The sequence below is a fragment of the Rhodococcus sp. KRD162 genome (genome assembly GCF_017168335.1).
Classification (GTDB): domain Bacteria; phylum Actinomycetota; class Actinomycetes; order Mycobacteriales; family Mycobacteriaceae; genus Rhodococcoides.
The window spans coordinates 561081-575134 of record NZ_JABFAU010000005.1 but is presented as its reverse complement, the minus strand read 5'-3'; the positions used below and the strand labels follow the sequence as shown (position 1 = coordinate 575134).

Sequence of the window (14054 nt, the reverse complement as noted above, 5' to 3'; positions counted from 1 at the left end):
ATACGCGGCATCCCGCTCATTCGACTCGATACTGAACCCTGGGGTCCGGTGTCGTCTCGCCTCGGAATCAATCGCCGACGACGGCACCGGTTGCCGACCGAGTAGGGCTCGGGTGGTGGGTCGGCTTCGAGGGCGGCACCTTTCTGGGCTGGTGGGACCTCGGCCGCAGTGACTCGACAGTCGACGCGCCCGTGAGCAGCGATCAGGCCGAGATCGGCTGGCGGGTGATGAGCCGACAGTGGCGGAGGGGCTTGGCCACAGAAGGAGCATTGTTGCTGCTGGACCACGGATTCCGCACGCTTGGACTGCAACGGATCTGGGCCGAGACAATGGCAGTCAACTACCCGTCACGGGGTGTGATGACCAAGATCGGGATGCATCACGTGCGCACGCACGTCCGCGAGTGGCAGGACCCGTTGCCCGGCGCGGACGAAGGCGAGGTCCTGTACGAGATCACGGCTACGCAGTGGAGACAACAGATCGGCAACCGGCCCGCGTTCGATGCGGTGCGGGGTTCATAGGCGGTGCGGGGTTCATAGGCTCAGCAACGTGCACCACTCGGGTGGGGTTTCGCCCAGCGATAGCAGTTCTGACTGGGCGCTATTGCCGGCTTCGATCGCGGGCCCGAACACGCAACTGGCCGACTGCGAGGGCGATCAACGCGATCCCCAGCATGGTGAGGGGGACTTGGGCGCGGGGAGCGTCGATGTCGAGGACGACGATCTGCCACACCACCCAGCCGACGGTCACCAGCCCCGCACACACGACATACACCGCGGCCTCGGAGGCGTCGACGAGGACGGCAGCCACGCAGATCAACGGTCCGAGTCCGAGAAAGAACAGCACGAACAACCCGGAGATTCGGTAGTCCCAGGTATGCCAGGACGGAAGCATCCCGACATCCAAGCCCAACGACCGCCCGGAGGGGTCCGAGGTCAGCGACACCCCGTTGAACGTCCCGGCCGCACCCAACAGGATCAGCAGTGCCACCGTCGAGAACTTGTTCACGGTGGCGTCATGTTCGTCGTCCTTCGGTTGTGGTCGAACCCAGCGTAACCACGATTCTGCCAGAACAAGGCCGATCGGTCTTGTTCGATGTCCCAAGCCACGCGTCACTGACGTGGTGGAGCCAGGTGACCGTCTACGAGCTCACGTATCTCCGTCGGCCGAGCGACATCCTCCTGATGTCCGTCCACTCCCGCTTCACACAGGGCTGAGTCGCGCTCGCAGCAAACAGAATTCGTTGCCCTCCGGATCTGCCAATACATGCCAGGACTCCTGGCCGGTCTGACCGATCTCCACTCGTCGCGCGCCGAGGCTGAGGAGTCGTTCGAGCTCCGCGGCCTGATCCCGATCGGTCGCACTCACGTCGATGTGCAGCCGAGGCTTCGCCTTCTCGGGGTTCTCGCTGGGACTGAGAATGATGGTCGGCTGGGTGCCGCCGAACCCGTCGCGCGCACCGATCTCCACCGAACCGTCGCCCTCCCTGTCCAATACGACGAAGTCCAACACCTCACACCAGAACGTCGCGAGGGCCTCAGGATCACGACAATCGAGTACGAGCTCACTGATTCGGCATGCCATGAGCGCGAATGTACACCCGGGACAGCCTCGAAAAGGGTAGGGCTAGACTTCGCGACGCCGTGCCCGACCACCTTTGGAGTCACCACATGTCCAAGCTGAAGAGCGTCAGCGAATTCACCGGCAAGTGGTTTGCCCTGATCGTCGTTGCGGCCGGAGCCCTGGCCCTGATCACCCCCGAAACGTTCAGCGGCGGCACACCGGCGGTGCCGTGGCTGCTCTCGATCATCATGCTGGGTATGGGAATGACGTTGCGGCTCTCCGACTTCGCCGTGGTCGCCCGTCGCCCCCTGGCACTTCTGCTCGGTGTGGCCGCTCAGTTCCTCGTAATGCCCCTCGTAGGACTGGGCATCGCCAATCTCCTCGGCCTCTCTGCCGCGCTGACCGCCGGAATGGTGTTGGTCGGCTCCGCACCGGGCGGTACCGCATCCAATGTGATGGTCTACCTGGCCAAAGGCGACACCGCACTGTCGGTGGCCATGACCTCGGTATCGACCTTGCTCGCACCGATACTCACGCCGTTGCTGGTGCTGTGGCTCGCCGGTGAGTACCTACCGGTCGACGCAGGAGGACTGTTCGTCTCGATCCTGCAGATCGTACTGGTGCCCATCGTGCTGGGAGTTGTTCTCCGACTGCTGTTTCCCAGAACCACCAATCGCATGCTCGACGCCCTGCCGCTGATCTCGGTCGCCGGCATCACCGCCGTCGTCGTGTTCGTCGTAGCTGCGAGCGCATCGACACTGCTGTCCATCGGCGCTCTGATAGTCCTCGCCGTCGTGCTGCACAACTCGCTCGGACTCGCCATCGGCTACGGCATCGGCAAGGCATGCGGACTCGACGTCGCCAGCCGACGAGCGATCAGCATCGAAGTGGGAATGCAGAACTCCGGACTGGCCGCAGCGCTGGCGTCGGTGCACTTCAGCCCCGCGGCCGCCCTGCCCGCAGCCATCTTCTCGGTGTGGCACAACGTGTCCGGGTCACTGCTGGCCAGCTACTGGTCGCGTCGCTCGACGATCAAGTGAAAATCGGGTGCAGCTGACCGCGCTCACCGCGGCTGACTGCACCCGATTTCGCCGCTGTCAGCCGCCGGCTCTGGGCGGCCGGTTCGGTAACCCTGCAGCAGATCGGCCCCGATCATCCTGGCCGTCTCGAGATCCTCGTCGGTCTCGATGCCCTCGAACACACACCTCGCATCGGTCCTTCGTGCGAACTCGAGCACCAGTTCGGCCAGGGCCGACTTCGCTCGATTGCCTTTCATATCGTGCACGACGAACGCATCCAGTTTGATCATCTCCGGCTCGAGCACCACCAGCTGCCGCGCACCGGCGTACGCAGAGCCCACATCGTCGACGGCTATCGACACCCCGCCGCGCCGGAGTTCGGCCAGCACATCGACCACGGCGTCCTCGTCGTCGAGGGCAGCATGCTCGGTGATCTCGATGACCAGTGGTCGACGCGCACCGAAGTCGATCAGCAGATCGACGAATGTCGAATCGTCCAACAGCGTTGCTGCGCTGAGATTCACCGCAACGAAGCGGCCCTGCGGCAGACGCGCGGATTCCTTCAATGCGTTGACGACGGCCGATCTGTCGAGAGCAGGGCCGAGGCCGCAGTGGGCTGCATCGGCGAACCATTCTTCGGTGTCGCCGCCACCGGGAGGAAAGCGAGACAGGGCCTCGTATCCTTCCACGGCACCGTCGTGCCCACGGACGATCGGTTGAAAGACGATACTCGGACCACCGCCGGCAATGACCGCCTCCACCCGCCGCCTCGAGCGCAACAGCGTCGAATGCAGCGGTGTCGAGGCACCCTTAGTCGACAACACGGTTCCGTAGTGCAATGACCGGACTCAGTGCCGGCCCGGCCACCGTGAGAGAGCCCTCGGCGCGCTGCTCGACAGTCAGTCGAGCGAACATGTCGCCATGGGGACGTCGGCGAACCTGTCCATCAAGAACGTCGCAGCCTCGCCGCCGTACCCGTCGATCAACTGCGGGCCGAAGTGGTTGGGTATCACAGCACCCTGCAGTATCGGAGGTAGCGGATTGGTGCGGAACTCGACCGAAGCGCCTCGTCCACACCAGTCCTGGGCCAATTGTCTGGCCTGACCGTACGGAACGGTGTCGTCGTTGAGACCGCTGGTGATCAGCACCGGTGCATTCGGAGTGCTGCGACCGATCCGCTGCGCATCGAGAATGGGTCCCGCCTGTGGGATGGTGGCCAGGTTCGCGAGCATCGACTGACCGTTCGATGTCAGTGTCTCGGTGCGTAGAAACGGATACTTCAGGATGGTGTCGCCGATGCACTGAGTCGACAGATCCGCGAGTACCGCCTTGCCGTGGTCGGTCAACCGCTCGTCCAGTAGAGGCAACAGGCTGGGGTCTCGCTCCACGAAACCGTTGAGCGCGTAGCCGATCACGCCTCCGATCAACGTTCCGTCGACGGTCTTCAACACCTCGAGCAGATCAGCTGTCGGCGCTCCGGCCCAGGTGCCCTTGATATTCAGCCCGGGCGCATACTCCGACGCGAGTTCGGCTGCAGCGGCTGCGGCTCCGCCGCCCTGCGAGTAGCCCCAGATCCCGACCGGTGCGTCGGCGTCGCCGGCCAATTCGTTCGCGGCGCGAGCACCGTCGAGAACCGCATGTGCCTGCTCGACGCGGTTGACGTAGGTATGAATTCCCGGTGTTCCCAGCCCGATGTAGTCGGTGACGAACACATTGGCCCCCATCGACCCCCACAGCGTCGAGGACAGCAGTTCCTGATTGAACGAGATCGACAGTGGTTGCGCCACAGCGTTGATCGTGGTGGGGAAGGCCCTTGAAGGCGCGCACTGATCGCCCTGTCCTACCGTGCCCGGTGCGACGACGATGGTCGGCCGTGGGCCCGCTCCGCGCCACGGCACCGCGGTCTCGATGAACGTTCCCGACACTCCCACCGGCGTATCGTCCTGTGTCCGTGAGGTGTACAGCACTCGCTGGGCCTGGACGGGATAGCCGCCGTCCGGGCCGGGGAGCGCGGCGAACAACGACATCGGCTGTGTCCGCAATACCGCGCCGGGGTCGTCGACGAGCTGGGCCGGAGGAATATAGAAATCGTCGACGGGATCCGCCTGCGCCGCCGAGGCTCCGAGCACGCTCGACGAGCATACGAGGACAGCGGTGGCGGCGACGCCGATCAAGGTGCGATACAGCTGCATTGGAGTCCTTCTGCAGAGGGGATTAGAAAACGGAACCGACGTCGCGGGCGACTATGTTGTCCAGCGCACGCTCGGCCAGCGCAGCGATGGTCATCGACGGGTTGCAGGCCGCGGTGTTGCCGGGCATCAGGGCCCCGTCGAGAACGTACAGACCGGGTTGGCCGTGTACGCGCCCGTCGAGATCGCACACCGGTCCCATGTTCGCCCCGCCCAGTGGGTGCCAGGTGGAGGGGAAAATCGCGTTGGTGTCGGTCAGGATGCTGCCCGGGCCCGCGATGCGCCGAACCGACGGGTCGATGGAACCGTTCTGGATGACCGAGTCTCCCTCGACCGGCCAATGCAACTGAGCGCAATCGCGCGCGGAGTCGTAAGCGAAGTGCCCACGTCCGTCGCTGACGCCGTAGCCCACGATCATGGTGCTGCGAGCATCGAATCCCAACGACGGTATCGATGCCTGAATGACGGTGTGTGCAGTGCGTGGGTCGTCCCAGTTGAGGCTGCCGAACACCACCGGACCACCTTGGGGTGTACCGAATTCCTGCTCGAGACTCGACCACACGTAGATTCGATCGGCATTGGTGCCCCACCCTTGCCCCAGCTCGTCGGGCATATCGGGGATCGAACCGTTGGCTCCGGCTTTGACGAGCAGCTTCGTGGTGTTCAAGCTACCGGCCGCCATGATCAGCGCACCGGTGGTCAGGATCTTGTTCTCCAACACCGTTCCGTCGGAATCGATCCTGTCGACGTGCACGGTCCATCGGCCGTCGTCGGCGCGTTCGACGCTCGTGACATTGTGTTGTGTCGCGACTGTGGCGAGTCCGGTCGCCTCGGCTGCCGCGATGTAGGTGACATCGACCGAATGCTTGCCGCCGTTGTTCACCCCGAATGCACCGGTACCGTCGGTGTACGACGGTTTCACCAGCCCGTGGATCTCGTCGAGGGCGTAGTTCCAGTCGATCGGCATCGGGATCTTCGATACGGGCAGACCCGCTCTACGTGCGTTGGCTGCGAACACTCGCGCCGCTCGGTAGTTGGGTGAATCGATCAGCTCGTCGGGGGCCAGCTCGAGCTGCAGCATCTGTGCCACTCGCGGGTAGTACGTGCTGTGCAACGTGGGCCAGTCCAGACCGGCGGGGAAGAACTCCTCGAACACCGGCTGCGCGGGTTCCAACGTCATTCCCTGGTAGACCAGCGATCCACCGCCGACACCCGCGGCGCACAGTGCAGTCATGTTCTCGCCGGGAACCGCCTCGAGCAGGCCCACGTACGGATCGAACGGGACCGGCTTTCCGAACAAGTTGGGGCTAGAGCCGTACCACAGGACGCGCTTGTCCGGTGCCAGTGGATTGGGAAAGGTGTCGGAGTTCGGCCCTGAGGGCCAGCGACGTCCTCGCTCCAGCACCAGGACGGGAACGCCTGCACTGGCCAGGCGCAACGCCGCGACGCCACCACCGAAGCCGGATCCGATGATGACCACGCGATGGTCCTCGCGGGTCAGTGGAATCTGCGTCCTTGCACCGGTGGCGGCCCGGGCCACGCCGGTACCCGATACCGCGGCGGCCAGACCGGCTGCTGCGGTGGCACCCAGAAACGAACGGCGACTGAAATTCGACAACTTTCCCCCCATGATTTCGGACCGCGCATCGAGACCCGGGTCACATACATGCGCGGTGCAAAACTAGACAGCACAGCGCAGAAGTGTCAAGTTTCAGCCGAACGGCAGGACCGGAACCAGCCAGCGTCGAAGATAACGACGAAGTCCGTCGTCCTCCTGAATGACAGGATCGTCGAAAAGGATCACCGCCAGCCCGTTTCGCACCAGCACCGCTTCGATACCGTCGAACAGGGACGAATCGAATCCCGGATTGCGTTCGATGTAGCCGTCGAGAAACTGACGCACCACCGGCACGGCTCGATCCATCATGTCCGAATCGAAGATTGGGTTCGCGTTGTCCGAGCGCAACAACGAGCTCAGGACCGGCTCACCGCGAATCAGGCTGCGAGCGGCGACAATCGTCTCGACGACGAACTCCGACGCAGTCTCGGTCTGATCGGCCTTGTCCCTGATCCCGCCGATGACGTCGACGACGAGCCCCACCATGGCCTCGGAGACCATGTCCTCGCGCGTGGTGAAGATCGAATACACCGTCTGCCGCGTCACCCCGGCAGAGCGAGCAGCGGCCGCGATGGTGACACTCTCGAAGCCGGACTCGGCAATCAACTCGAGCGTCGCATCCAGAATCTTGCGCTTCGACCGCATGGTCCGATTATGACCCCTCAGGCGAACGGGGCTCACGCACTACGCAGAGCACAGGCGTAGCCATCATCCGATGATGGGTCGCCGATCCTCGGTCATCTCGTCGAGTTCGGCCTGCATCACCACGTGCACCCGCGCGGCGAACTCCTCGACCGTCTCGTCGGCACCCGGACGCATAGGCTCCAATACCGAGGTCGTGAGTTTCGTGGGCAACGGCAGGTACGGCAGCATTCCGACCATACCGAGATTGAGACCCCAGGGAATCGACAACGACAACGGCAATGTCTCGAGCCTGAACGCTCGGTCCAACCCGAGCGCCTTCGCCAAGCGCCTCCCACTGTCGAGTACCAGCAGGGACTCGCCCGCTCCTGCAGTGACCACGGGCACGATCGGCACCCCCGCCTCCACAGCCAACCGGGCAAAGCCCGTGCGCCCGTCGAAGAGGATTTCGTTGCGGTGCCTCCAGTCCTTGAGCGCATCGACATCGCCCCCGGGAAACACCAGTACGTTGTTGCCCTGCTCGAACGCATCGAGTGCCGTCTGCATGCCCGCGAGCCGAGCGCCGAAGGGCTCGATCAATTTCTCGACGTGCAGCGTCCACGCGATCTGGTGTGTCAGCGTGATCAACTCACGATCGACACCCAATTCGTCGTACGCGGCGGCGAACGCGAACACGTTGAGATCGATGACGCCGCCGAACCCATGGTTGGCGACGAACAACACCGGGGTGTCCGGAACCGGGTGCGCCACCGACACTTCGAGTCGGTGATAGAAGCGCACGGCATCGACGCTCGCTGCTCGCAACGCCCGCGCGGCCCAGTGCACTGCCTACCGCCGATCCAGTTGCAGGTCGGCAACGGCACCGGCGATCGCGAAGCCCCCTGCGATCGCACAACCGGCCGTCCTCGTTCGTTGCGGCAGGTGCGCGGTGAGTGCGAATGCTGCGGTGTCCCACACATCGACCGCCACCCCCGCCCGCAGCAGCGGCCGCACCGCCGCCGGGGCATATCGGGTTGCGGCAAAGAGCCCGCCGCCGATGTAGATCTCACGAATTCCGAAGGTGCGCGCGGCAGCTCGGGTGGTTGCCACCGCCGCGTCGGAACCGGCGAGGAGTTCGTTGGCCCTGGTGGGGGCGATCATGTGGGCGATCCCGATCGCAGCGCGGCCCAGCCCGACGATGTCGGGAAGTCGCCGAACAAGTGTGTTGCCGATTGTCATGAGTGAATTCCTTGGTTGGTGGCGGCAACGCTGCCGCGGGTAAGCCGCCGGAGCAGGCCGACAGGTTTCTTGATACCGAAGGCCACGACGGTGGTGCGCCCGTCGCGGTGATTCCATTGCAGCAGGGCCGATCCCTGCTGCACCGAACCTTCGAGCACGGTCGGCTTCCCGTCGAGAGGAAGTGGTCCGACGACTTTGATGGACAATCCGAGGATCTCGGTCCAGAAGTAGTCGTCGGTGGGTGCACACGCGGGCTCGATACCGAGCGCCGAGGCCGCAGCAACCTTTCCCTGAGCGACAGCATTGGACCAGAACGGGGCTCGACCGGGGCCGGTGCGAGAGTAGGCTACATCTCCGGCCGCAAAAACTCCGGAACATGCTGTCGCACAGCGTTCGTCGATAGCAACACCTCGATCGTCCGCGATACCGGCCCCGGCCAGCCATGCTGTTTCCGGCACATCGCCTGCGCAGGTGACCACCAGATCGGCCTCGAGTGTGCGGCCCGCGAACTCGACGCCGGTGACCGGTCTGCCCGACAGCGAAACCGGGCTCTCCGTCCGAACGAACCGGACCGACGCGTCCTCGGCACGCGCGGAGATCGCGTCGGACAGAAAAGAACCCAGCAGGCGCTTCAGCGGCGGGTCGACGTCGACGACGGTGACCTCGATACCGCGGGAAACGCACGCACTGGCGACCTCCATGCCGAGGAAGCCTGCGCCGATGATGATCGCCGTACTCGCCGCCTCCAGCTTCGGGCGTAGCGCCCGCACATCATCGAATGTCCGCAACACCGTCTCGCCCGCCTGATCCGGACCGGCTATGCGGCGTGCGGCCGCTCCGCTGGCCACGATCAACGAGTCGTAGGGAACGTGGGTGCCGCCGGCGGTGGATACCGTGCGCGATTCGGTATCCACCGACACCGCGCGATCGCCGATCGTGGTGATGTCGAGATCAGAGAGATCCCACGTTTCGGCCTCTGCTGCTTCACCTTTGAGCACATGCTTCGACAACGGGGGCCGGGCGTAGCAACCGTCCGCATCCGCACCGATCATGGTGAGCGGGCCACCGTGCCCGCGGGCACGCAGTTCACGGGCGGCAGTGCACCCCGCGATCGAATCTCCGACGATGACGATCCCTCGGCCCGAAGAGCTCACGCCTGTTCTCGCAGTGCCGCAACGGGGCACACGCCGACCGCAGACCGAGCCGAGGACGCCAGATCCTCGGGAATCTCCTTGCCCTCGAACGCGTAGTGCAATTCGCCTTCGTCATCGAGCTCGAACACCTTCGGTGCCTGCTCCGCGCAGATACCATGGCCCTCGCACCGATCCCAGTCGACGTCGACCCTCATCACTGTGTCCCTTCTGCCGCCACCAACTCCAGTGGCAATCGTTCGTATCGATGAATGATGTTGTTGACAGCCCGTTTCGGCGTGCCCGCAGGCACTATTCGGTCGACTCGACGCGCGAGCACCTGCAGCATGGTCTGCGCTTCCAGTCGTGCCAGACCTTGTCCCGCGCAGCCGTGCACGCCGGATCCGAAGCCCAGTTGGCGTGCAGCATCCCGGGTGATATCGAACTCGTCGGGACGATCCCACTCGCGCTCATCACGATTGGCCGACGCGTAGACGACCACGACGCGGGCACCTCGCGGCACTGTCGATCCGGCGATCTCGACATCACGCATTGCTCGACGCGAGAACGCCCTGATCGGCGACTCGTAGCGCACGACCTCGTTGACGGCATTGGGAATCAGGTCCGGGTTCTGCCGTACTGCCTGCCACTGGTCCGGGTGCCGAGCGAAAAGATCCAGGGCACCGGAGATCGCTCCGATAGTGGTGTCGAGCGAGGGACCGAGGTAGTCGACCATCAGCGCAGGGCACGCGGACTTGGCGATCTTGTTCTCGTCGGCGGCCTCGAGGACGTCGGCACCCATGCTCCCCGGAATGACCGATCGTTCTCTGACCACCCGCCTCGAGAACGACAACATTTCTGCGGCACCCCTCGCGGCTGTGATCGAGTGCCGATTGACGGGTCCGAGGGAGTCGAATGTCGCTCCGGCCCATCGAAGCAGATCCTCGCGGCCGTCCTCGGGCCACCCGACCAGATCCGGGACGATCGACATCGGCAACGCCGTCGCAAGATCGTCCACACCGTCGACCGATCGTTTGTGCAGCGCGGCATCGACGATGCTCTCCGCCTTCTCCTCGACCGCCTGCCTCATCTTTCGTACGGCCTTCGGGGTGAGTCGGTGGGCCAGCACCGAACGCTTGCTCGAGTGCTCCTCGCCGTCACTGTTGAGGGTCGTCCCACGGCCCAGCCGGTTGGCCACGGGATTGAGCGCGACTCCATCGCCGGAGATGAAGGTCTCGTCGTCGAGCAGCACCTGCTTGCACTCTGCGTAGCGCGAGATGGCGAACACCTGCTGTTTCGGGAGCCACACCACCGGGCCGAGCGCACGCAGTCGCGCGTAGTGCGGATACGGATCGAGGATCGCGTCGGTGGAGTAGATGTCGGTGGGATACCGCGGTATCGAAACAGTGGTTTTCATCAAGTCCTCGATGCAGCCCGTTGGGGGTGACGGTCTTCGAATAATGACGATATCGTCACCCATGACGCTGTCGACAGTCAAGGACATTGACGAAATCGTCATAATTTCGCGACTAGGCTTTTCCTCAACAAACCTCATCGAGTAGGAGCAGATCGTGGTCGAAGGCAGCCGTGTCGCGCGCCGGAAAGCACGCACAAGGGCCGCGCTGGTGCGAGCTGCACAGGGATTCCTGGCAACGGGAAACACCAACGCACCCGTCCTGGACATCACCCAGGCAGCCGACGTCAGCAACGGGTCCTTCTACAACTACTTCGACAGCAAGGAAGAGCTGTGGCAGGCGGCCATCGACTCCGCCCTGGAATCGGTGGGCGACTACCTCGACTCACTGACCGTCGATCTGCACGACCCGGTCGAGAAATTCACCCAGTCGTTTCGACTTTCCGGACGCCTGTTCCGGCTCGAGCCGGAACTGAGCAGGGTGTTACTCAACTCCGAAGCCGCCGCAGTCGCCGCAGATGGGGGCCTCGCACCACGTTCGCGCCGCGACATCGAATCGGCAACAGCCCAGGGAAAATTCGATGTCGAGGACGCCGATCTCGCGCTCGCCTTGGTGGCCGGTGCCCTGCTGTCCATGGGCCGACTGCTTCTGGAGCAACCCGACCGCGACGAGGAATCGACAGTCGACCGCACCACCCAGCGAGTTCTACGCGCCCTCGGAGTATCCGCCGACGAGGCCGAAACCCTCTGCAGCCGAGAGCTTCCTACCTCGTACACCGGCGGTGTGCATGCCGCGCTCGATCTCACCACGACCGCGGACGGCGCACCCCACTGAAGAAGGTCGAGGAGCGAACGTAGGCGCTACCGACCGGTGACATCCAAGGCAGCGCCAACGATCGAATCCGTGTCGATGTGATGATGCCTGTACACCTCGTCCAACGATCCCACCTGACCGAATGTACTGACGCCCAACGACGTCGATGCCACTCGGTTGACGCCCGCCAGGAATGCCAAGGTATGGGGATGACCGTCGAGCACGGTCACCATCGGTGTCGCCCGATCTGCGGGCAACAGCTGATCGAGAATCCACGATTCGGCGTCCCCGTGACCTCGGCGCGCCTGCACGGCCCGATAGAGTTGGCCGGGGCTGGTGATACACAGGACATCCGCCACGACGTCGATCTGCTCCAAACGTGCTGCCGCGTCCAGAGCTTCGGGCATCAGCGCACCCATCGCCGCGATCGTCACGGTGGCACCGTCACGCCGAACGAGCGGGTAGCCGCATGCCACCACCTGCCGACGCCTGCGTTCACGCGCAGCCGGATCGCTGGGCACGTCGGCGAGGGTCTGATCGACCGGCCGGGTCGACAGGCGCAGGTACGCCGAGGTGCCGTCGGGGCGGCCCAGCTTGGCGATACTCGCCAGCAAGGTCCATTCGACGTCGATGGCGAACGCCGGCTCGTAGGAGATGCATCCCGGCTGCTCCAGACCGATCGACGGAGTTTTGATCGATTGATGCGCTCCGCCTTCCGCGGCCAGGGTGACACCCGACGGCGTACCGACGAGGATCGACTGACCACCGGCATAGATGCCGTACGACCACGGCTCGAGGGCACGTTCGAGGAACGGGTCGTACATCACCCCGATCGGGAACAGCGGCTCACCCCACCGACTCCACGTCGCACCCAGCTCGCCCATCAGCCCGACGAGATTGGTCTCGGCGATACCGAGTTCCATGTGTTGCCCGGAGGGGCCTTCACGCCAATGCATGATGGTTTCGGCATCGTCACCGAACCAATCGTGCCGCTCCGAGGACGACCACACTCCGACCTTGTTGACCCAGCCACCGAGGTTGGTGGTGGAGCTGACATCGGGGCTGACCGTGACAACGCGTCGAGCAGCATCGGGCGCCTCACGGGTGAGGTCGAGCAGCGTGCGACCGAGCGCGGCCTGCGTCGTGGCCGTGCCCTTCGGAGTACGGCCGATATCAGTGGGGACTGCGGGCGGCGTCGCCGAGGGCACCGGCTCACGGCGGAGACGTTCGGCGGTGTCGGCGCACAGCCGACCGGCCGCGGTGCCCTCGCCGAATCGACCCCACGGTGACGCAGCGTCCATGCCGAGAGTCTCTGCAAGAGAGCGATATTCATCGGCTGTCAGCAGCGACGAGTGGTTCTGAGGATGCCCCTGGGTGGGGAGCCCGAACCCCTTTACCGTGTAGGCGATGACGACGGTGGGACGAGTATCGTCGATCTGCGCGTACGCCTCACGCAATGCGTCGAGATCGTGACCACCGAGGTTGCGAATCGCCTCGGTGAGCATCACGTCGTCGAGATCGCCGATGAGTTCGGCGATCGCTTCGGCATCGGAACTCTTGCCGGGCAATCGATCACGTAACTCGGTCGCCGAACAACGCAGCAGCCTCTGATACTCGGGATTGGGCATGTCGAGGATGCGTCGACGGAGGGCGTCACCACCGCTACGTGCGAACAGGTTCTCGAGCAGCCGTCCGAACCTGACGGTGATGACCTGCCAGCCTGCCGCGTCGAACATCTTCTCCAGACGCCGCGCCGCGATGTTCGGTACCACTCGGTCGAGCGATTGACGATTGAGGTCGACGATCCAGACGATTTCTCCCAGTTCGCCGATGCCGGGATCGATGACGGCCTCCCAGACGGCTCCTTCATCCAACTCGGCGTCGCCGACGAGCGAATACTGCCGGCCGCGAAACCCACTCGGGGTGTCTTCGGAAAATGCCGAGTCGACGAAACGACGCGATATCGCACCCCAGATAGGAGCCGTGGCACCGATGCCCACCGACCCCGTCGAATAGTCGACTGCATCGGGATCTTTGGCACGCGAGGGATAGGACTGCAGACCGCCGTACGAGCGCAGCGTCGTCAGATACTTCTCGTCCAGCTCACCGAGCAGGTAATTGATGGCGTGCAGCACCGGCGACGCATGCGGTTTGACCGACACGCGGTCTGCTGCGGTCAGCTGCTCGAACCACAGCGACGTCATGATCGTGACCATCGAGGCGCAGGACGCCTGGTGCCCACCGACCTTCAACCCCGTCGGATTGGGGCGGATTCGATTGGCGTGGTGAATCATCGACGTCGAGAGCCACAGCACGCGTTCGGAGATCTCGTGCAGGGTTTCGCGCCCACCGGCGGCCGAATCGTCTGCGGTCGAGCTGAGACTGGTCATGGCCGAAGACTCCTGAAGTTGGCGACGAAAGGGCCCATCGAGTGGACGAGACAGGAC

The 14054-nt window shown here is 64.3% G+C and carries 15 protein-coding genes; 3 read left to right on the top strand and 12 right to left on the bottom strand.

Going from position 1 to position 14054, the window contains the following annotated elements; genetic code table 11:
* The first annotated feature begins 38 nt into the window (after positions 1–38).
* Positions 39–521 (top strand): GNAT family N-acetyltransferase, encoded by a 483-nt coding sequence (locus J1M87_RS11130; protein ID WP_206489664.1) that lies wholly within the window; start codon positions 39–41, stop codon positions 519–521.
* Between the two features lie 79 nt (positions 522–600).
* Here the strand turns inward: J1M87_RS11130 and J1M87_RS11125 are convergent, their stop codons facing one another.
* On the bottom strand, positions 601–1008 hold the full coding sequence (locus J1M87_RS11125; protein ID WP_206489581.1) for a hypothetical protein: 408 nt from the start codon (positions 1006–1008) through the stop codon (positions 601–603).
* Positions 1009–1203: 195 nt separating this feature from the next.
* A complete protein-coding gene (locus J1M87_RS11120) occupies positions 1204–1584 on the bottom strand; it encodes a VOC family protein (protein ID WP_206489580.1) in 381 nt (126 codons plus the stop codon).
* Positions 1585–1670: 86 nt separating this feature from the next.
* Here J1M87_RS11120 and J1M87_RS11115 point away from each other — a divergent pair, with 86 nt between their 5' ends.
* Positions 1671–2603 (top strand): bile acid:sodium symporter family protein, encoded by a 933-nt coding sequence (locus J1M87_RS11115; RefSeq protein WP_206489579.1) that lies wholly within the window; start codon positions 1671–1673, stop codon positions 2601–2603.
* 23 nt (positions 2604–2626) lie between these two features.
* Here the strand turns inward: J1M87_RS11115 and J1M87_RS11110 are convergent, their stop codons facing one another.
* The 9 genes from J1M87_RS11110 to J1M87_RS11070 all read right to left on the bottom strand — a co-directional run bounded on the left by J1M87_RS11110 (position 2627) and on the right by J1M87_RS11070 (position 10796).
* Positions 2627–3406: an EAL domain-containing protein gene (locus J1M87_RS11110; RefSeq protein ID WP_206489578.1), complete on the bottom strand. Its 780-nt coding sequence runs from the start codon at positions 3404–3406 to the stop codon at positions 2627–2629.
* A 75-nt stretch (positions 3407–3481) separates the two neighbouring features.
* Positions 3482–4774 (bottom strand): lipase family protein, encoded by a 1293-nt coding sequence (locus tag J1M87_RS11105; RefSeq protein WP_206489577.1) that lies wholly within the window; start codon positions 4772–4774, stop codon positions 3482–3484.
* Positions 4775–4796: 22 nt separating this feature from the next.
* Positions 4797–6389: a GMC oxidoreductase gene (locus J1M87_RS11100; RefSeq protein ID WP_206489663.1), complete on the bottom strand. Its 1593-nt coding sequence runs from the start codon at positions 6387–6389 to the stop codon at positions 4797–4799.
* Between the two features lie 93 nt (positions 6390–6482).
* Positions 6483–7034 carry a TetR/AcrR family transcriptional regulator gene (locus J1M87_RS11095; RefSeq protein ID WP_206489576.1) on the bottom strand — a complete coding sequence of 184 codons (552 nt, stop codon included), beginning with the start codon at positions 7032–7034 and terminating at the stop codon, positions 6483–6485.
* A gap of 63 nt (positions 7035–7097) precedes the next feature.
* Positions 7098–7856, bottom strand: coding sequence for a 1-acyl-sn-glycerol-3-phosphate acyltransferase (locus J1M87_RS11090; RefSeq protein WP_206489575.1), 759 nt, complete (start codon positions 7854–7856; stop codon positions 7098–7100).
* A gap of 3 nt (positions 7857–7859) precedes the next feature.
* Positions 7860–8249 carry a hypothetical protein gene (locus tag J1M87_RS11085; protein WP_206489574.1) on the bottom strand — a complete coding sequence of 130 codons (390 nt, stop codon included), beginning with the start codon at positions 8247–8249 and terminating at the stop codon, positions 7860–7862.
* Complete coding sequence (locus J1M87_RS11080; RefSeq protein WP_206489573.1) at positions 8246–9403, bottom strand: NAD(P)/FAD-dependent oxidoreductase; 1158 nt, start codon at positions 9401–9403, stop codon at positions 8246–8248. Before J1M87_RS11080 ends, J1M87_RS11085 begins: the two co-directional genes overlap by 4 nt.
* On the bottom strand, positions 9400–9597 hold the full coding sequence (locus J1M87_RS11075) for a ferredoxin (RefSeq protein WP_206489572.1): 198 nt from the start codon (positions 9595–9597) through the stop codon (positions 9400–9402). Before J1M87_RS11075 ends, J1M87_RS11080 begins: the two co-directional genes overlap by 4 nt.
* Positions 9597–10796 (bottom strand): cytochrome P450, encoded by a 1200-nt coding sequence (locus J1M87_RS11070; RefSeq protein ID WP_206489571.1) that lies wholly within the window; start codon positions 10794–10796, stop codon positions 9597–9599. Before J1M87_RS11070 ends, J1M87_RS11075 begins: the two co-directional genes overlap by 1 nt.
* Positions 10797–10950: 154 nt before the next feature.
* On the opposite strand from J1M87_RS11070, the gene J1M87_RS11065 reads away from it, so the two are divergent.
* Positions 10951–11628 carry a TetR/AcrR family transcriptional regulator gene (locus tag J1M87_RS11065; protein ID WP_206489570.1) on the top strand — a complete coding sequence of 226 codons (678 nt, stop codon included), beginning with the start codon at positions 10951–10953 and terminating at the stop codon, positions 11626–11628.
* Positions 11629–11654: 26 nt separating this feature from the next.
* On the opposite strand, the gene J1M87_RS11060 is transcribed toward J1M87_RS11065, so the two are convergent.
* The gene (locus J1M87_RS11060; protein ID WP_206489569.1) at positions 11655–13997 is read right to left on the bottom strand and encodes a pyruvate dehydrogenase; all 2343 of its coding nucleotides are present in this window, start codon (positions 13995–13997) and stop codon (positions 11655–11657) included.
* Positions 13998–14054: the final 57 nt, after the last annotated feature.